Genomic DNA, 17,320 nt, shown 5'->3' with positions numbered 1-17,320 from the left:
CAATATGCCGGGCGCTCGGTATACTCGGTCGCAATACTGCATATTTCCAAGGATTTCACTTCATGAAACGCCTGACTTCCTCCCTCGCCGCCCTGATCGCGGTTGCCTGCCTCGTTTCGGCCTGCGGCCAGAAAGGCCCGCTGTACCTGCCTGAAGACGGCAAGGACGGCAAAGCCCCGAAAAGCGCCCACCAGCACCAGCACGCGCACCCGGCCGAGCAGCAGGACGACGCGGAACAAGCGCAGCCCGAGGAATAAGGAAGTCCGATGGACGCATTCAACTACCGCGGCGGCCAGCTGCACGCGGAAGGGGTGAGCCTGTCGGCCATCGCCGAGCGTTTCGGCACCCCCACCTACGTGTACTCGCGCGCCCACATCGAGGCCCAGTACCGCAGCTACACCGACGCCCTGCAAGGCAGCGAGCACCTGGTGTGCTTCGCGGTCAAGGCCAACTCCAACCTGGGCGTGCTGAACCTGCTGGCGCGCCTTGGCGCAGGCTTCGACATCGTCTCCGGCGGTGAACTGGAGCGTGTACTGGCCGCTGGCGGGCGCGCCGACTGCGTGGTGTTCTCCGGCGTCGGCAAAACCCGCGAAGACATGCGCCGCGCCCTCGAAGTGGGCGTGCACTGCTTCAACGTCGAGTCCACCGATGAACTCGAACGCCTGCAAGTGGTGGCGGCCGAGATGGGCAAGGTTGCCCCGGTATCGCTGCGGGTCAACCCCGACGTCGACGCCGGCACCCACCCGTACATCTCCACCGGGCTTAAAGAGAACAAGTTCGGCATCGCCATCAGCGACGCCGAAGCCATCTACGTGCGCGCCGCACAGCTGCCCAACCTCGAGGTGGTCGGTGTCGACTGCCACATCGGCTCGCAGCTGACCACGGTCGAACCCTTCCTCGACGCCCTCGACCGCCTGCTGGTGCTGGTCGACCGCCTGGCCGAGTGCGGCATTCACCTGCGCCACCTCGACCTGGGCGGCGGCGTGGGCGTGCGCTACCGCGACGAACAGCCGCCGCTGCTGGCCGACTACATCCAGGCCATTCGCGCGCGCCTGGGCGAGCGCGACCTGGCCCTGGTATTCGAGCCGGGCCGCTACATCGTGGCCAACGCCGGCGTGCTGCTGACCCGCGTGGAATACCTCAAGCACACCGAGCACAAGGACTTCGCCATCGTCGACGCGGCGATGAACGACCTGATCCGCCCGGCCCTGTACCAGGCCTGGATGGGCGTCAGCGCCGTCACCCCGCGCGAAGGCGAAGGCCGCAGCTATGACGTGGTCGGGCCGATCTGCGAGACCGGCGACTTCCTCGCCAAGGAGCGCGTGCTCAACCTCGCCGAGGGCGACCTGCTGGCCGTGCAGTCGGCAGGCGCCTATGGTTTCGTCATGAGCTCCAACTACAACACCCGTGGCCGCTGCGCCGAAGTGCTGGTCGATGGTGACCAGGCCTTCGAAGTGCGCCGCCGCGAGACCGTCGCAGAACTGTTTGCTGGCGAAAGCCTGCTGCCGGAGTAAGCCCATGCTGCTGCGTTTTACCAAGATGCACGGGCTGGGCAACGACTTCATGGTCCTCGACCTGGTCAGCCAGCACGCGCACATCCAGCCCAAGCACGCCAAGCAATGGGGTGACCGCAACACCGGCGTCGGCTTCGACCAGCTGCTGATCGTCGAGGCGCCAAGCAACCCCGAGGTGGACTTCCGCTATCGCATCTTCAACGCCGACGGCTCGGAGGTCGAGCAGTGCGGCAACGGCGCGCGCTGCTTCGCCCGCTTTGTGCTGGACAAGCGCCTGACCGCCAAGAAGCGCATCCGCGTCGAAACCAAGGGCGGCATCATCGAGCTGGACGTGCGCAACGATGGCCAGGTCTGCGTCGACATGGGCCCGCCGCGCCTGGTGCCGGCCGATATCCCCTTCGTTGCCGACCAGCAGGCGCTGAGCTACCCGCTGGAAGTCGACGGCCAGGTCTACCCGATCGCCGCCGTGTCCATGGGCAACCCGCACTCGGTGTTGCGCGTCGACGACATAAACAGCGCACCGGTGCATGAGCTGGGGCCCAAGATCGAGCACCACCCGCGCTTCCCGCAGCGGGTCAATGCCGGCTTCATCCAGGTGATCGACCGCCACCGCGCCAACCTGCGGGTCTGGGAGCGCGGTGCCGGTGAAACCCAGGCCTGCGGTACCGGCGCCTGCGCCGCTGCCGTGGCAGCCATCGCCCAGGGCTGGATGGACTCGCCGGTGTCCATCGACCTGCCGGGCGGGCGCCTGAGCATCGAATGGGGCGGCCCAGGCAAACCGGTGTTGATGACCGGCCCTGCCGTACGCGTTTTCGAAGGACAGGTTCGTCTCTAAGCGAGTATCCGCCATGACCGATCAGCCCAAAGCAGTACCCGAGTTCGACGCCGACGCGGTGGTCGCCTACCTGCGCGCCCACCCCACGTTCTTCGCCGAGCATGACGAGCTGCTGGTCGAGCAGCGCATCCCCCACCAGCGCGGCGACAGCGTGTCGCTGGTGGAGCGCCAGCTCAAGCTGCTGCGTGACCGCAACATCGAGATGCGCCACCGCCTGTCGCAACTGATGGACGTGGCCCGCGACAACGACCGGCTGTTCGACAAGACCCGCCGGCTGATCCTCGACCTGCTCGACGCCGCCAGCCTGGAAGAAGTGGTGATGGCCGTAGAAGACAGCCTGCGCCAGGAATTCCAGGTGCCCTTCGTCAGCCTGATCCTGTTTGGCGAAAATGCAGCCCCGGTGGGCCGCTGGGTGTCCGGCGCCGAGGCGCAGCAAGCCATTGGCGGGCTGATCGGCGGCGGCAAGACCATCAGCGGCAGCCTGCGCGAGCACGAGCTGGCCTTCCTGTTCGGCAGCGACCAGCACAAGGAGGTCGGCTCCAGCGCCGTGGCCACCCTGGAGTACCAGGGCCTGCACGGTGTGCTGGCGATCGGCAGCCGCGACCCGCAGCACTACAAAAGCAGCGTCGGCACCCTGTTCCTCAGCTACATCGCCGAAGTGCTTGGCCGCGTGGTGCCGCGCTTCACCAACACGCTACGCCCGGTACGCTGATGGAACGCCAGCTGGAGGCTTATTGCGCACACCTGCGCAACGAGCGCCAGGTGTCCGACCACACCCTCAAGGGCTACCGCCGCGACCTGGAGAAGGTCGTCGAATTCTGCAACACCCAGGGCATCGCCGGCTGGGGCGCTCTGCAGGTGCAGCAATTGCGCCAGCTGGTTGCGCGCCAGCACCACCACGGCCAGTCCTCGCGCAGCCTGGCGCGGCTGCTGTCGGCGGTGCGCGGGCTATACCGTTACCTCAACCGCGAAGGGCTGTGCCAGCACGACCCGGCCACCGGCCTGTCGCCACCCAAGGGCGAGCGCCGCCTGCCCAAGGCACTGGACACCGACCGCGCCCTGCAGCTGCTCGACGGCGGCGTGGACGACGACTTCATTGCCCGCCGCGACCAGGCCATCCTCGAGCTGTTCTACTCCTCGGGCCTGCGCCTGTCGGAGCTGACCGGCCTGGACCTCGAACAGCTGGACCTTGCCGGCGGCCTGGTGCAGGTGCTCGGCAAGGGCGGCAAAAGCCGCGTGCTGCCGGTCGGGCGCAAGGCCCGCGAGGCACTGCAAGCCTGGTTGCGGCTACGCGGCATCGGCAGCCCGCAGGATGGCGCGGTGTTCATCACCCGCCAGGGCAAACGCCTGAGCCCACGGGCCATCCAGCTGCGGGTGAAGACCGCTGGCGAGCGCGAGCTCGGCCAGCACCTGCACCCGCACATGCTTCGCCATTCCTTCGCCAGCCACCTGCTGGAATCGTCCCAGGACCTGCGCGCGGTGCAAGAGATGCTCGGCCACGCCGACATCAGCACCACGCAGATCTACACCCACCTGGACTTCCAGCACCTGGCCGCGGTGTACGACAGCGCCCACCCCCGGGCCAAACGCAGCAAAGGCACAGACTCATGAGCATCAAGCTGATCACCTTCGACCTCGACGACACCCTGTGGGACACCGCGCCGGTGATCGCCAGCGCCGAAGTGGTATTACGCGACTGGCTCGAAGCCAACGCACCGGTTCTGGGCGGGGTGCCGGTCGAGCACCTGTTCGCCATCCGCGAGCGCCTGGTGCAGGCCGAGCCGGGCCTCAAGCACCGCATCAGCGCCCTGCGCCGGCGGGTGCTGTTCCATGCCCTGGAAGAAGTCGGCTACAGCGAGAAACACGCCCTGGAGCTGGCCAACGAAGGCTTCGAGGTGTTCCTGCACGCCCGCCACCAGGTCGAGGTGTTCCCCGAGGTGCAGCCGGTGCTGGAGATCCTGCGCCATCACTACACCCTGGGCGTGGTCACCAACGGCAACGCCGACGTGCGCCGGATCGGCCTGGCGGATTACTTCCGCTTCGCCCTGTGCGCCGAGGACTTAGGTATTGGCAAGCCTGACCCGGCGCCGTTCCTGGAGGCGCTCAAGCGCGGTGAAGTGCAGGCCGATGCCGCAGTGCATATCGGCGACCACCCGGGCGATGACATTGCCGGGGCCCAGCGCGCCGGTTTGCGCGCGGTATGGTTCAACCCGCGGGGCTTGGCCTGGACGGGCGAGCAGGCACCGGATGCCGAGATCCAGCGCCTGTCGCAACTGCCCGACGTGCTCGCCCGCTGGCGCTGAGCGCGAACGCGGGAACAAGCGTCTTGCTCAATTTCGAACAGCTGGCGCGATCCCTGTAGGAGCGGGCTTGCCCGCGATCACCGGCGCAGCCGGTGCCAGACACCGCGTCGCCTGCTTCGCGGGCAAGCCCGCTCCCACAGGTGCCGCGGCGGGCTCGCGCTCAGTTCTCTGCGCGACAGCGCAGCCCGAAAGGGCTGGGTGATCTCCTGCAGATCAGCACCGGCTTGCAGGCCACACGATCCCACCGCCCACAAAAAAGCCCGCAGCGACGGCGGGCTTTTTTGCATTCAGCCACTCAGATAGGGCGGCTGCCGTACTTGTTGTCCGGCTTCTTGGGCGGGTCGGCGACCACGTTGGCCTCGACTTCCTGCACCTTGCCACCGCGCGAAAGGAACTCTTCCATCGCCTTGGCCAGGGCATCACGCTCTTTCTGCTTGGCTTCCATGCTCGGCATCTCGTCTACCGAGACCGCCGCCTTGGATTTGCCCTTGGCAGCGGGTGCCGGGCTGCTGTCGTCGTCGCCGGAATCTTCGGCGCCGTCGTCAGCCGCAGCCTCCATGCCCTCATCACCCTCGTCTTCGTCACCTACTTCGAGGTCGTCGTTTTCCAGATCATCGTCGCTCATGTTCTACCTCATGACTTGCGAAAAGCAGGTTAGTTATAGACCGGTGCAGCCGTAGACCGGCTGCTACCGGTGAAAATTCAACTGGCCGTGGGTTGGCCACTGCCTCCAGTGCCCGCCTCCTGATGGGAGCCCGGCACCCAACAGGCCCTGCTCGAAGCAGAGCCTTACCAAAATGCTTGAACCCTTGCTGGCAACAGGCTACTGCAAGCCTAGCAAAGGGTAGCGAAGTGTGCGGACAACCTGTGCAGCACCCTTCGGCGCGCATTCTAGCGCGCTCGCAGAAAAAGCAAAGCACCAGAAATGCCCGATACATTGTAAGTTTTGTGCCCGCGTCGCGAACAGGCCATAGAAACCGTTTGCCCCAGGCAAAACGGCAAATTACGGGCAAAAAAATGCCCGGCGAACCGGGCAAGTTTTCCAGCGTGGCGGTTACAGGTTGTAGCCGCGCTCGTTGTGCTGAGCCAGGTCGAGGCCGACCGACTCTTCTTCTTCGTTGACCCGCAGGCCCATCAGCACATCCAGCACCTTGAGGATGATGTAGGTGACGATGGCGGTGTAGACCACGGTGAAGATCACGCCCTTGGCCTGGATCCAGAACTGCGCACCGATGTCGGTGACCGCGCCGAAGCCGCCCAGGGCAGGTGCCGCGAACACGCCGGTGAGCAGGGCGCCGACGATACCGCCGATGCCGTGCACGCCGAAGGCGTCGAGGGAGTCGTCATAGCCCAGCTTGCGCTTGAGGCTGGTGGCGCAGAAGTAGCACACCACACCCGACACCAGGCCGATCACCAGGGCGCCCATCGGGCCCACGGTACCGGCAGCCGGAGTGATCGCCACCAGGCCTGCGACCACACCCGAAGCGATGCCCAGTGCGCTGGGTTTGCCGTGGCCGATCCACTCGGCGAACATCCAGCCCAGGGCAGCGGCGGCGGTGGCGATCTGGGTCACCAGCATGGCCATGCCGGCGGTGCCGTTGGCGGCAGCGGCGGAGCCTGCGTTGAAGCCGAACCAGCCGATCCACAGCATGGCCGCGCCGATCAGGGTGTAGCCCAGGTTGTGCGGGGCCATCGGGGTGGTCGGGTAGCCCTTGCGCTTGCCCAGTACCAGGCAGCAGACCAGGCCTGCGATACCGGCGTTGATGTGCACCACGGTGCCGCCGGCGAAGTCCAGCACGCCCCAGTCCCACATCAGCGCGCCGTCACCGCTCCAGACCATGTGCGCGATCGGTGCGTAGACCAGCACGAACCAGATGGCCATGAAGATCAGCATGGCCGAGAACTTCATGCGCTCGGCGAAGGCACCGACGATCAGCGCCGGGGTGATGATGGCGAAGGTCATCTGGAAGGTGATGAACACCGCTTCCGGGAACAACGCGGAGGCCGATGTCAGGCTGTCAGGCGTGACGCCGCTGAGAAACGCCTTGTTCAGGCCGCCGACGAAGGAATTGAAGTTGAGTACGCCCTTTTCCATACCGGTGGTATCGAAGGCCAGGCTGTAGCCGAAGATCACCCACAGGAGGCTCATCAGGCCAGTGATGGCGAAGCACTGCATCATCACCGACAGCACGTTCTTCGAACGCACCATGCCGCCATAGAACAGGGCCAGGCCCGGGATGGTCATGAACAGCACCAGCGCCGTGGCGGTGAGCATCCAGGCGGTATCACCGGAGTTCAGCGCCGGGGCAGCTTCCTCGGCCAGGGCCAGCCCTGGCATTACGAGGGACAATAGGGCTCCTAGCCCTGCGATCTTGCGCAGAGTCATGTTGTTTTCTCCTGGGGCGTTGGGTTTGGTGAGGCTTTTTTTGTAGCGCTTAGATCGCGTCGGTATCGGTTTCGCCGGTACGGATGCGGATCGCCTGCTCCAGATTGACCACGAAGATTTTGCCGTCACCGATCTTGCCGGTGTTGGCCGCCTTGGTGATGGCTTCGATTACCCGATCAAGGTCCTTGTCGTCGATGGCGACATCGATCTTTACCTTGGGCAGGAAATCGACCACGTATTCGGCGCCGCGATACAGCTCGGTGTGACCCTTCTGACGGCCGAAGCCCTTGACCTCGGTCACGGTGATGCCCTGCACGCCGATTTCCGACAGCGACTCGCGCACGTCGTCCAGCTTGAACGGCTTGATGATGGCAGTGACTAGCTTCATGAAACTCTCTCCCGATTTGGTGGACTTGCCCCAGGAAAACAAACCCGTCTCAAGTCTAAGCGCAGCGCCTGGCTTTGTAACGCATCGTCGGCTCCATCCTCCCCGCCACGACACGATGCGGCTGTAACGGTGGGCCTCGCGGCTCGGCCTGCGCACTGCTTGCTGTCGATGGACTGCATCAGTGCACGGCTTGAACAGGTCTTTGCAGAAACCTTGCCAGGTACTGGAAAACGCCAAAAAACAGGTAGTTGCGTGAAACACTCGGGATTGGCCAGTCGCCAGCAAGGCAAAGCTGCACAACTTCGGTGCGCGACCTTTGGCCACGCTGCGCAAAAAGTGTGCAGGCACGGTGCAAAAAGGCTGCGTGCTACACTGCTGCCCTTTCACAGATCAGCGGATAGCCACACATGCTCGCGCCCAAAGCCTTTCTCGATGCCCTGAGCGACCAGGCGTCGCGCCTGTTCAGCGGTGACACCGCACAGCCTCGCGCCGAACTGGAAAGCCAGTTCAAGGTGTTGATGCAGGGCGCTTTCAGCAAGCTCGACCTGGTCAGCCGCGACGAATTCGACAGCCAGATGGTAGTGCTGGCCCGCACCCGCGCCCGCCTGGAGGCGCTGGAGCAGCAATTTGCCGAGCTGGAAGCCCGGCTGGCGCCGCCACCCGCGGAATAACAACCGATACACAAGGCACCCTGGGTGGTAGTGATGACCGATGCCGACGGTTATCGCCTGTCGGCGCGCAACGCACTGGACGGTGAGGTGGTGCGTGTAGGCGACGGTGCAGTCAACGCCGAAGTGGTACTGAAGCTGGCCGGTGGCACCGAAGTGTTCGCCATCGTCACCCGCGAGGCGGTACAAGAGCTCGGCCTGGCATCAGGTGTGAAGGCCACCGCGCTGATCAAGGCCTCGCACATCATTCTGGGTGCAAAGCCCTGATTTGATGCGTTTACCTGCCCCGGCTCCTGCAAAACGGCCCACCGCCCTTGTAGGGGCCGGCTTGCCGGCGATGATGCCCGCAAATGAAGTATGAAATTTCCTACATATATATCCCCCGCACACACAAGATGAAACTTCTTTAAATTACAACTTGCCTGTTGACTCACCCGCTATGCTTTGCATAAAGTTCCACCGCCCTTGAAACGGGCCTTTATTTCAACTCACGAAGAATTCAATGGACACAGTATCTAGTCGCTGCCTGGCCGCCCCCGGCTGCCAGGCACCTGAACCGCAATACCGGGCCCGCCCCCAAGGTCGGGCAAGCCGCGCCAGAGCCTGATGCTCCGCCGTAGCTTGCCGCCCCGGGTGCCAGCCCGGACGGAGGCAAGCTCATGAACTTCAACACCTGCATACATCGCCGGCCCCGCGCGCCTCTTGCGCCGCGCCATGCCACGCCGTCCGACTACCTGCCCTCTGCGCGCGGCCCACGGCTGCACGTCGCATGGCGGTGCCACGCCGACGACAACCCGGAACCTCCAAATCGATAAGCCGCGCTCATAGCGTAATCGGCTACGCGCGCGGTGCCCGATAAAAACTGAACAAGCCATATATAAGCCCGAACTTTTTATTTTGTAAGTTCGCAGGAAACTTATTGCCTGAAACTTTTAAAAGGAACCCGAAACACCATGGACTCAGCCAGTAGAAAGTTCGCTGCCGACAACAAACCCGGCCTTCGCCAGCGAACCCGAAAACGCCGGACAAAAAACCGATCGAACGATCGCGGCCCGACCCACGCCATCTCACAGCAGTGAGCCCGCTGTGTGTCGTGCCGCCTCCTGCGGCAGGAGCACAGCCAAATGACCGTAAAAGACCGCAACACCAAAGCCTGCGAAGTCCACGCCGCCCGCGAAGCCCGCAACGGCCTGGGCGTGACCTTCGCCAACCTCGATACCAGCGAGTTCGGCCTGACCGAACACGAAGCCGCCAAGCGCCTGCTGCGCGACGGCGCCAACGAAGTCGCCCACGACAAACCCCAACCTGCCCTGGTGCAACTGCTCAAGGCGCTGCACAACCCCTTCATCTATGTACTGCTGACCCTGGCCGCCATCAGCTTCGTCACCGACTACTGGCTGCCCCTGCAGGCCGGCGACACCGACGACCTCGACCTGACCAAGGTGATCATCATCCTGACCATGGTCAGCCTCAGCGGCCTGCTGCGCTTCTGGCAGGAGTACCGTTCGGGCAAGGCCGCCGAAGCCCTGAAGGCGATGGTCCGCACCACCGCCACAGTGCTGCGCCGCGAACGCATCGACCGCCCTGCCCACTTGCGCGAAGTGCCCATGAACGAACTGGTGGCCGGTGACATCGTGCAGTTGGCCGCCGGCGACATGATCCCCGCCGACATCCGCCTGATCGAGTCCCGCGACCTGTTCATCAGCCAGGCCGTGCTCACCGGCGAGGCGCTGCCGGTCGAGAAGTACGACACCCTCGGCCATGTGGCGCAGAAGTCCGCTGAAGGCAGCAGCAGCGGCGACGGCAACCTGCTCGAACTGCCCAACGTCGGCTTCATGGGCACCAACGTGGTCAGCGGCCGTGCCCGCGCCGTGGTGGTGGCTACCGGCAAACGCACCTACTTCGGCTCGCTGGCCAAGGCCATCGCCGGCTCACGCAGCCAGACCGCCTTCGACCGCGGGGTGAACAGCGTCAGCGCCCTGTTGATCCGCTTCATGCTGGTGATGGTGCCGGTGGTATTCGTGCTCAACGGGGTGGTCAAGGGCGACTGGAGCGATGCCTTCCTGTTCGCCCTGGCCGTGGCCGTGGGCCTGACCCCGGAAATGCTGCCGATGATCGTCAGCGCCAACCTGGCCAAGGGCGCCGTGGCCATGGCCCGGCGCAAAGTGGTGGTCAAACGCCTGAACGCCATCCAGAACTTCGGCTCGATGGACGTGCTGTGCACCGACAAGACCGGCACCCTGACCCAGGACCGCATCATCCTCGAACACCACGTCGGCCTCGACGGCCAAAGCAACCCGCACCTGCTGGAACTGGCCTGGCTCAACAGCCACCACCAGAGCGGCGTGAAAAACCTGATGGACCAGGCCGTGCTGCACTTTGCCGGCGAAAACAGCCAGTTCCAACCACCCTTCGCCTACGCCAAGGTCGATGAGCTGCCGTTCGACTTCATCCGCCGGCGCCTGTCGGTGATCGTCAAGGATGCCCTGGGCGAGCACTTGCTGGTGAGCAAGGGTGCAGTGGAAGAGATGCTCGCCATCGCGACCCACGTGGAGGATGACGGCCTGCACCTGCCCCTGGATGCTGCGCGCCGCGAACAGCTGCTGGCCAGCGCCAGCCGTTACAACCAGAACGGTTTTCGCGTGCTGCTGGTGGGCACACGCAAGATCCCGGCTGGCGAGCGCAAGGCGCAGTATCACGCCGACGACGAGCGCGAGCTGGTGATCCGTGGCCTGCTGACCTTCCTCGACCCGCCAAAGGAAACCGCAGGCCCCGCCATCGCTGCCCTGCGCGAGATGGGTGTAAGGGTGAAAGTGCTCACCGGCGACAATCCGGTGGTCACCACCAAGGTGTGCCGCGAAGTGGGCCTGGAGCCCGGCCAGCCGCTGCTCGGCCAGGACATCGAACAACTGGATGACAGCCAGCTGCAGGTGCTAGCGGAAGAACGCACAGTGTTCGCCAAGCTCACCCCGCTGCAGAAGTCGCGGGTACTCAAAGCACTGCAAGCCAACGGCCACACCGTCGGTTTTCTCGGTGACGGCATCAACGACGCCCCGGCCTTGCGTGACGCCGACGTAGGTATTTCGGTGGACAGCGGCACCGATATCGCCAAGGAATCAGCCGATATCATCCTGCTGGAAAAGAGCCTGATGGTGCTCGAAGAAGGCGTGCTCAAAGGCCGCGAAACCTTCGGCAACATCATGAAGTACCTGTGCATGACCGCCAGCTCCAACTTCGGCAACGTGTTCTCGGTGCTGGTGGCCAGCGCGTTCATCCCGTTCATGCCGATGCTGGCGATTCACCTGCTGCTGCAAAACCTGCTGTACGACTTCTCGCAGCTGTCGCTGCCCTGGGACCGCATGGACAAGGAATTCCTGCGCCAGCCCCGCAAGTGGGATGCCGGCAACATCGGCCGCTTCATGCTGTGGATCGGGCCTACCTCGTCGATTTTCGACATCACCACCTTCGCCCTGATGTGGTACGTGTTCGCCGCCAACAGCGTGGAAATGCAGGCACTGTTCCAGTCGGGCTGGTTCGTCGAGGGGCTGCTGTCGCAAACCCTGGTGGTACACATGCTGCGCACCCGCAAGGTGCCGTTCTTCCAGAGCACCGCAGCGCTGCCGGTGATCCTCGCCACCGGGCTGGTGATTGCCCTGGGGCTGTACATCCCGTTCTCGCCGCTGGGGGCGATGGTCGGGCTGGTGCCGCTGCCGTGGGAATACTTCCCTTGGCTGGTGGCCACCCTGCTGGGCTACTGCCTGGTGGCCCAGGGCATGAAGACCCTGTACATCCGTCGCTTCGGCCAGTGGTTCTGAGCTGACCCCGAGGGCATTGTGAAAACCCTTAGCCCGCGCCGTGCATGCTTTACGCACCGCGCGGGCTTCTGCGTGAACTGGCGCAAGCCCGCGCATTCAACTAACTCACCGTGTTCTGCGAAGACCTCGAAAACCAATTGCCGATGCGTATACGGACGACTTCGGTGTGGGCCCTGGTTCCTCCTGGCATTTTGTAGCTACAACGTGGCTACGTTTTGGCCCAGCCCACGCGTTTGTCTAGGCCGGCATAGTCAGAATTCATGCAACCACTCATCTGTTTACCCGCCAGCAAAACCTCGAAGCACTCTTTCCGGCTTGCCGCCCCCCAGCAGCACTAAGCTTTGCCAGCCGCAGGAAGCGGCCCCTTCTGGCAAACCACGGAGTGCCCATGTCCCTCGCCCTCGTCCACAGCCGCGCCCAGGTCGGCGTGCTGGCGCCTGCTGTCAGCGTCGAAACCCACCTGGCCAACGGCCTGCCCGCACTCACCCTGGTCGGCCTGCCGGAGGCCACGGTCAAGGAATCGAAGGACCGGGTGCGCAGCGCCATCGTCAACTCGGGGCTGGACTACCCGGCCCGGCGCATCACCCAGAACCTCGCCCCCGCCGACCTGCCCAAGGACGGCGGGCGCTACGACCTGGCCATCGCCCTGGGGATACTCGCCGCCAACGGCCAGGTGCCGCTGGCCACCCTCGAAGACATCGAATGCCTGGGCGAGCTGGCGCTGTCTGGCGCCCTGCGCCCGGTGCAGGGGGTGCTGCCCGCCGCGCTGGCCGCGCGGGATGCCGGGCGGGCGCTGGTGGTGCCGCGGGAGAATGCCGAAGAGGCCAGCCTGGCGGGCGGGCTGGTGGTGTATGCCGTGGGGCACCTGCAGGAACTGGTGGCTCACCTGAGCGGACAGCTGCCGTTGCCGCCCTATGCTGCCAACGGCCTGCTGCTGGAGCATCGCCCCTACCCCGACCTGTGCGAAGTGCAGGGCCAGGCCGCCGCCAAACGCGCGCTGCTGGTGGCCGCCGCTGGCGCGCACAACCTGTTGTTCACCGGCCCCCCAGGTACCGGCAAGACGCTACTGGCCAGCCGCTTGCCCGGCCTGCTGCCACCGCTGGACGAGCGCGAGGCACTGGAAGTGGCGGCGATCCGCTCGGTCAGCGGCCACGCCCCGCTCGACAGCTGGCCGCAGCGGCCGTTTCGCCATCCGCACCACTCCGCCTCGGGCCCGGCGCTGGTCGGCGGCGGCAGCCGCCCGCAACCGGGCGAAATCACGCTGGCGCACCACGGGGTGCTGTTTCTCGATGAGTTGCCGGAGTTCGAGCGGCGGGTACTTGAAGTACTGCGCGAGCCGCTGGAGTCGGGCGAAATCGTGGTGGCCAGGGCCCGCGACCGGGTGCGCTTCCCGGCCCGCTTCCAGCTGGTGGCGGCGATGAACCCCTGCCCCTGCGGCTACTTCGGCGACCCAACCGGCCGCTGCCGGTGCAGCCCGGAGCAGATCCAGCGCTACCGCAACAAACTGTCCGGGCCACTGCTCGACCGCATCGACCTGCACCTGACCGTGGCCCGGGAGAACACCGTGCTGGGCAACCAGCCCAGCGGCGAAACCAGCGCCAGCGTCGCCAAAGTGGTAGCTGCGGCCCGCGAGCTGCAGCAACGCCGCCAAGGCTGCGCCAATGCCTTTCTGGCACTCGATGGCCTGCGCCGACACTGCGCCCTGGCGCCCACCGACCAGGCCTGGCTGGAGACTGCGTGCGAGCGCCTGACCCTGTCGCTGCGGGCGGCGCACCGGTTGCTGAAGGTGGCGCGCACGCTGGCAGACCTTGAAGGGGTCGAGGGCATTACCCGGGCTCATCTGGCAGAGGCGTTGCAGTACCGCCCCGGATCCTAGGCCCGCACAACCCAAACTGCTGCCAAGCCTGGCACCGCCGTTGGCGGTGGTCGCCGGCAAGCCGGCGCCTACAGGGGGCTCTATGGGGCTGATAGTTGAAATATATTTTGCGCACTAACTATTTGCGCGCAATATTCAACTCACGCAGCAAGCAGTCGCCAAACCTACTCAGCACCTTCTGGAGAACCATCATGACCTTCAACAAAATCCTCGCCGCCGCCACCCTGACCCTCGCCACCAGCGCCAGTGCCTTCGCCATCGAAGCCACGCCGTACCACTACGGCATGGACCTGGACATCGCCCAGGTGATCGCCGTCGACACCCCGGCCACCAGCCAAGGCCACGCCAGCCGCGCCACCCTTACCTACCGCGACAGCAGCGGCCAGCTGCGCACCGTGAGCTACAGCCAACCCACCACCGCCAGCAACCAGAACTGAGCCGCCGGCTCACAAGCAAAGGAGCAAGAACATGAACCTGTCCCGCACCCTGACCGCCGGCCTGCTGGCCCTGGCCGTGAACAGCGCCTTCGCCGCCGGCAGCCCCGGTGTCGAGCCCACCACCCAGGGCTTCCTCGAGGCCCTCGCCGCCGGTGGCGGCAAGCCGCTGGAAACCCTGGCACCAAAAGACGCCCGGGCCGTGCTCAGCGGCGCCCAGGCCGGGGTCAAGGTTGACCTGGCAGGCATTCAGGTAGAACGCCGCACCATCCAGGCCGATGGCCAGCCGCTGGAAATCCGCGTGGTGCGGCCACAGGGGGCCAAGGGCGAGCTGCCGGTGTTCATGTTCTTCCACGGCGGCGGCTGGGTGCTGGGCGACTACCCCACCCACGAGCGGCTGATCCACGACCTGGTGGTGGGCTCTGGTGCGGCGGCGGTGTACGTCGATTACACGCCATCGCCAGAGGCGAAATTCCCCACCGCCATCAACCAGGCCTACGCCGCCACCCGCTGGGTTGCCGAGCACGGCCAGCAGATCGGCGTGGACGGCAGCCGCCTGGCGGTGGCCGGCAACAGCGTCGGCGGCAACATGGCTGCGGTAGTGGCAATCAAGGCGAAAGAAGCCGGTACACCGAAGCTGCGCTTCCAGGCCCTGCTGTGGCCGGTCACCGACGCCAACTTCAACAATGGCTCGTACAACCAGTTTGCCGAGGGGCACTTCCTCACCCGCAACATGATGCAGTGGTTCTGGAACAGCTACACCACCGACCCGCGCCAGCGTGATGACATCCATGCTTCGCCGCTGCGGGCCACCCTGGAGCAGTTGCAAGGCCTGCCGCCGGCGCTGGTGCAAACGGCCGAAATGGACGTGCTGCGCGACGAAGGCGAAGCCTATGCCCGCAAGCTCGGCGCTGCCGGGGTACCGGTGACGGCAGTGCGCTACAACGGGATGATCCATGACTTTGGCTTGCTCAATGTGCTGAGCGAGGTGCCGGGCACGCGCAGTGCGATGGACCAGGCAGCGCAGGCGCTGAAAAAACACCTTCAATAGCCCGCCATATTGGGGCCGCCCTGCGGCCCTTCGCGGGTAAACCCGCTCCCACAGGTACTGCGATATCCCTGTGGGAGCGGGTTTACCCGCGAAGGGCTGCAGAGCAGCCCCAGCTAGGTGGATCAACGCCGCGCCAGCACCCCGCCCACCGACCACGCCCCCGGCCCGGTCAACGCCAACCCGCCAAACAACACCAGCAGCAACCAGGCGAACTGCCCCTGCTCCAGGCTCCAGTCCGGGTGCACCACCACCAGCGCCACCAGCAGCACGGCAAGCACCGGCAGGCAGGCCAGCCGGGCGAACACGCCCAGGATCAGCAGGATCGGGCACAGCACCTCGGCGAATACCGCAAGGCTCAAGGTGAGGGTGGCGCCCAAGCCGAACGGGTCTTCGATGTGCTGCAGCTCGGTGGACCAGTTGAGCAGCTTGGGCAGGCCATGGATCAACAGCAGCAACACCGCTGCAGCGGTGCGCATGAACAGCAGGCCAAAGGCGGTGAGCCTGGGGGAGTCAAAGGTGGGCATGGCGGTGGGCTCGGCAGTCGAAACGACCGACTGTGCCCGCAAGGCAGGATGAAGGCTTGAGCAGATGTGCTCAAGTTGCACAAGGCCGCTCCTACAGGGGACCGCGTCAAACCAACGAACCTTGGCTTGACCTTACTGCTGCAACGCCAACTCCACCGCGCGCAACAACGCCTCTTCACTGAACGGCTTGCCCAGGCACACCACCGCCCCCTGCCTCATCGTCAGCTCCCGCGCCGCCGGGTCCCAGTGCGCCGACATGCCGATCACCGGCAGCCGGTAACCGCGCCGGGCCAACTCGCGCTGCACCTGCTGGCCGCTGCGCCCGGGCATCTTCAGGTCCACCAGTGCACAATCGGCCTCGCCCGCCAGGGGCGAGGCCAGAAACGCCTCGCCATCGGCGAACGGGTATGCCTCGAAGCCCAGCGAGCGCAGCAGGTTGCACAGGCTTTTGCGCACCGAGGCGTCATCGTCGACGATGCACACCCGCAGCTTGGCGCCCGCTGTGTTCATGCCGCGCCCTGGTCGGCAGCCTGGTCATCACCCGCGACGACCTGGTGCATGGCCACCAGCTCCACCAGCGAGCGGGACTGCATCTTGTTCATGATGTTCTTCTTGTGCACCTTGGTGGTCACTTCGCTGGTGCCGATCTGCCGGGCGATCTGCTTGTGCGACAGCCCCTCCACCACCAGTGCGAACACCTCGCGCTCACGGGGGGTCAGGCGCTGGTACTTGACGCGCACCTGGCGGGCCTGGCGCCAGTCACGCCCGGCAAGCACCGCCCGGGCGCGCACGCTGTCCAGCAACGCCAGCAACTGATGCTCGTCGAAAGGCTTGGTCAGAAACTCGAACGCCCCGGCGCGCATGGCCTGCACGGTGAGCGGGATGGTGCCGTAGCCGGTCATGAACACGATCGGCCAGGGCAGGTCGAGGCGGCGCAGCGCGTGCTGCAGCTCCAAGCCCGAGGCGGCCGGCAGGTTGATGTCCAGCAACAGGCAGGCGTACGGGTTGTCCCACTGTTGCTCCAGCAGCTCTTCGGCCGAGGCATACAGGCGATGCGGGATATTTTCGGCGCGCAGCAGGCGGCCCAGGGCGGTACGCACCGACACGTCATCGTCCACCACCAGCACGTGCACGGCTGCGCCGTCGGGCTCCGGCGCCTCGCAGTCGAGGCTGTAGCCGCTGCGGCCCGAGGCCAGCATCGAGGCATCCGGCGCCAGGTCGGCCAGCAGCCGGTAACCGCGCCGCGGCACGGTCTGGATCACCTTCTTGTCGCCCAGCCATTTGCGCAGCAGCGACACCTGCACCTGCAGGTTGTTGTCCTCGACCACCGTACCCGCCCACACCTGGCTGAACAGCTCGTCCTTGCTCACCACCCGGCCATTGGCCCGGACCAAAGTGGCCAGCACCTCGAAGGCACGGCCGCCCAACGGGATCGGCTGGCCGTCACGGAAGGCTTCGCGCCGCTCCAGCGACACCATGGCTTTGCCTATTCGGATCATCGCGTCCTCGACTCTCGCGGGCTGGGC

Annotated in this window: 17 protein-coding genes and 1 pseudogene; 12 read left to right on the top strand and 6 right to left on the bottom strand. The window is 65.5% G+C overall.

Going from position 1 to position 17,320, the window contains the following annotated elements; all coding sequences use genetic code 11:
- Positions 1-62: 62 nt before the first annotated feature.
- Genes lptM through KSS93_RS02865 form a run of 6 tightly spaced genes read left to right on the top strand, consistent with a single transcriptional unit; the run spans position 63 to position 4,652 of the window.
- The gene (lptM, locus tag KSS93_RS02890) at positions 63-257 is read left to right on the top strand and encodes an LPS translocon maturation chaperone LptM (RefSeq protein WP_217887067.1); all 195 of its coding nucleotides are present in this window, start codon (positions 63-65) and stop codon (positions 255-257) included.
- Positions 258-266: 9 nt separating this feature from the next.
- On the top strand, positions 267-1,514 hold the full coding sequence (gene lysA, locus KSS93_RS02885; RefSeq protein WP_217887066.1) for a diaminopimelate decarboxylase: 1,248 nt from the start codon (positions 267-269) through the stop codon (positions 1,512-1,514).
- Positions 1,515-1,518: 4 nt separating this feature from the next.
- Complete coding sequence (dapF, locus tag KSS93_RS02880) at positions 1,519-2,349, top strand: diaminopimelate epimerase (protein WP_217887065.1); 831 nt, start codon at positions 1,519-1,521, stop codon at positions 2,347-2,349.
- Between the two features lie 13 nt (positions 2,350-2,362).
- Positions 2,363-3,061 (top strand): DUF484 family protein, encoded by a 699-nt coding sequence (locus KSS93_RS02875; protein ID WP_217887064.1) that lies wholly within the window; start codon positions 2,363-2,365, stop codon positions 3,059-3,061.
- The gene (xerC, locus tag KSS93_RS02870) at positions 3,061-3,960 is read left to right on the top strand and encodes a tyrosine recombinase XerC (protein ID WP_217887063.1); all 900 of its coding nucleotides are present in this window, start codon (positions 3,061-3,063) and stop codon (positions 3,958-3,960) included. The genes KSS93_RS02875 and xerC overlap by 1 nt, the downstream gene beginning before the upstream one ends.
- Complete coding sequence (locus KSS93_RS02865) at positions 3,957-4,652, top strand: HAD family hydrolase (RefSeq protein WP_217887062.1); 696 nt, start codon at positions 3,957-3,959, stop codon at positions 4,650-4,652. The genes xerC and KSS93_RS02865 overlap by 4 nt, the downstream gene beginning before the upstream one ends.
- A gap of 295 nt (positions 4,653-4,947) precedes the next feature.
- Here KSS93_RS02865 and sutA read toward each other — a convergent pair whose 3' ends face one another.
- From sutA to glnK, 3 genes are all read right to left on the bottom strand, one after another.
- Positions 4,948-5,277, bottom strand: a complete 330-nt coding sequence (gene sutA, locus KSS93_RS02860) for a dormancy-specific transcriptional regulator SutA (protein ID WP_217887061.1) — start codon at positions 5,275-5,277, stop codon at positions 4,948-4,950.
- A gap of 429 nt (positions 5,278-5,706) precedes the next feature.
- Positions 5,707-7,038 carry an ammonium transporter gene (locus KSS93_RS02855; RefSeq protein WP_217887060.1) on the bottom strand — a complete coding sequence of 444 codons (1,332 nt, stop codon included), beginning with the start codon at positions 7,036-7,038 and terminating at the stop codon, positions 5,707-5,709.
- 49 nt (positions 7,039-7,087) lie between these two features.
- Entirely contained in the window at positions 7,088-7,426 is a 339-nt protein-coding gene (gene glnK, locus KSS93_RS02850; RefSeq protein ID WP_002555808.1) for a P-II family nitrogen regulator, read from the bottom strand.
- A 407-nt stretch (positions 7,427-7,833) separates the two neighbouring features.
- On the opposite strand from glnK, the gene KSS93_RS02845 reads away from it, so the two are divergent.
- The 6 genes and pseudogenes from KSS93_RS02845 to KSS93_RS02820 all read left to right on the top strand — a co-directional run bounded on the left by KSS93_RS02845 (position 7,834) and on the right by KSS93_RS02820 (position 15,270).
- Positions 7,834-8,097 carry an accessory factor UbiK family protein gene (locus KSS93_RS02845; protein WP_217840914.1) on the top strand — a complete coding sequence of 88 codons (264 nt, stop codon included), beginning with the start codon at positions 7,834-7,836 and terminating at the stop codon, positions 8,095-8,097.
- 12 nt (positions 8,098-8,109) lie between these two features.
- Positions 8,110-8,361: pseudogene (locus tag KSS93_RS02840) on the top strand (TOBE domain-containing protein); the annotation flags it as partial.
- A gap of 857 nt (positions 8,362-9,218) precedes the next feature.
- Positions 9,219-11,909 (top strand): magnesium-translocating P-type ATPase, encoded by a 2,691-nt coding sequence (gene mgtA, locus KSS93_RS02835; RefSeq protein WP_217887059.1) that lies wholly within the window; start codon positions 9,219-9,221, stop codon positions 11,907-11,909.
- A gap of 388 nt (positions 11,910-12,297) precedes the next feature.
- Positions 12,298-13,785, top strand: a complete 1,488-nt coding sequence (locus tag KSS93_RS02830; protein ID WP_217887058.1) for a YifB family Mg chelatase-like AAA ATPase — start codon at positions 12,298-12,300, stop codon at positions 13,783-13,785.
- A gap of 191 nt (positions 13,786-13,976) precedes the next feature.
- Positions 13,977-14,222: a DUF2790 domain-containing protein gene (locus tag KSS93_RS02825; protein ID WP_217887057.1), complete on the top strand. Its 246-nt coding sequence runs from the start codon at positions 13,977-13,979 to the stop codon at positions 14,220-14,222.
- 31 nt (positions 14,223-14,253) lie between these two features.
- On the top strand, positions 14,254-15,270 hold the full coding sequence (locus KSS93_RS02820) for an alpha/beta hydrolase (protein WP_217887056.1): 1,017 nt from the start codon (positions 14,254-14,256) through the stop codon (positions 15,268-15,270).
- A 122-nt stretch (positions 15,271-15,392) separates the two neighbouring features.
- Here the strand turns inward: KSS93_RS02820 and KSS93_RS02815 are convergent, their stop codons facing one another.
- The 3 genes from KSS93_RS02815 to KSS93_RS02805 all read right to left on the bottom strand — a co-directional run bounded on the left by KSS93_RS02815 (position 15,393) and on the right by KSS93_RS02805 (position 17,293).
- Positions 15,393-15,794 carry a DoxX family protein gene (locus KSS93_RS02815; RefSeq protein WP_217887055.1) on the bottom strand — a complete coding sequence of 134 codons (402 nt, stop codon included), beginning with the start codon at positions 15,792-15,794 and terminating at the stop codon, positions 15,393-15,395.
- Positions 15,795-15,926: 132 nt separating this feature from the next.
- The gene (locus tag KSS93_RS02810) at positions 15,927-16,277 is read right to left on the bottom strand and encodes a response regulator transcription factor (protein WP_217888669.1); all 351 of its coding nucleotides are present in this window, start codon (positions 16,275-16,277) and stop codon (positions 15,927-15,929) included.
- A 23-nt stretch (positions 16,278-16,300) separates the two neighbouring features.
- Positions 16,301-17,293 carry a response regulator gene (locus KSS93_RS02805; RefSeq protein WP_217887054.1) on the bottom strand — a complete coding sequence of 331 codons (993 nt, stop codon included), beginning with the start codon at positions 17,291-17,293 and terminating at the stop codon, positions 16,301-16,303.
- Positions 17,294-17,320: the final 27 nt, after the last annotated feature.

The organism is Pseudomonas xanthosomatis, assembly GCF_019139835.1.
GTDB classification, from domain to species: Bacteria; Pseudomonadota; Gammaproteobacteria; order Pseudomonadales; family Pseudomonadaceae; genus Aquipseudomonas; species Aquipseudomonas fakonensis.
The sequence above is the reverse complement of the archived record's forward strand: the minus strand, read 5'-3'. Positions and strand labels throughout refer to the sequence as shown.

What these genes read in the sequence shown, in the direction of transcription:
- lptM (WP_217887067.1), top strand. Translation starts at nt 63, where the DNA reads ATGAAACGCCTGACTTCCTCCCTCGCCGCCCTGATCGCGGTTGCCTGC.
- lysA (WP_217887066.1), top strand. Translation starts at nt 267, where the DNA reads ATGGACGCATTCAACTACCGCGGCGGCCAGCTGCACGCGGAAGGGGTG.
- dapF (WP_217887065.1), top strand. Translation starts at nt 1,519, where the DNA reads ATGCTGCTGCGTTTTACCAAGATGCACGGGCTGGGCAACGACTTCATG.
- KSS93_RS02875 (WP_217887064.1), top strand. Translation starts at nt 2,363, where the DNA reads ATGACCGATCAGCCCAAAGCAGTACCCGAGTTCGACGCCGACGCGGTG.
- xerC (WP_217887063.1), top strand. Translation starts at nt 3,061, where the DNA reads ATGGAACGCCAGCTGGAGGCTTATTGCGCACACCTGCGCAACGAGCGC.
- KSS93_RS02865 (WP_217887062.1), top strand. Translation starts at nt 3,957, where the DNA reads ATGAGCATCAAGCTGATCACCTTCGACCTCGACGACACCCTGTGGGAC.
- sutA (WP_217887061.1), bottom strand. Translation starts at nt 5,277, where the DNA reads ATGAGCGACGATGATCTGGAAAACGACGACCTCGAAGTAGGTGACGAA.
- KSS93_RS02855 (WP_217887060.1), bottom strand. Translation starts at nt 7,038, where the DNA reads ATGACTCTGCGCAAGATCGCAGGGCTAGGAGCCCTATTGTCCCTCGTA.
- glnK (WP_002555808.1), bottom strand. Translation starts at nt 7,426, where the DNA reads ATGAAGCTAGTCACTGCCATCATCAAGCCGTTCAAGCTGGACGACGTG.
- KSS93_RS02845 (WP_217840914.1), top strand. Translation starts at nt 7,834, where the DNA reads ATGCTCGCGCCCAAAGCCTTTCTCGATGCCCTGAGCGACCAGGCGTCG.
- mgtA (WP_217887059.1), top strand. Translation starts at nt 9,219, where the DNA reads ATGACCGTAAAAGACCGCAACACCAAAGCCTGCGAAGTCCACGCCGCC.
- KSS93_RS02830 (WP_217887058.1), top strand. Translation starts at nt 12,298, where the DNA reads ATGTCCCTCGCCCTCGTCCACAGCCGCGCCCAGGTCGGCGTGCTGGCG.
- KSS93_RS02825 (WP_217887057.1), top strand. Translation starts at nt 13,977, where the DNA reads ATGACCTTCAACAAAATCCTCGCCGCCGCCACCCTGACCCTCGCCACC.
- KSS93_RS02820 (WP_217887056.1), top strand. Translation starts at nt 14,254, where the DNA reads ATGAACCTGTCCCGCACCCTGACCGCCGGCCTGCTGGCCCTGGCCGTG.
- KSS93_RS02815 (WP_217887055.1), bottom strand. Translation starts at nt 15,794, where the DNA reads ATGCCCACCTTTGACTCCCCCAGGCTCACCGCCTTTGGCCTGCTGTTC.
- KSS93_RS02805 (WP_217887054.1), bottom strand. Translation starts at nt 17,293, where the DNA reads ATGATCCGAATAGGCAAAGCCATGGTGTCGCTGGAGCGGCGCGAAGCC.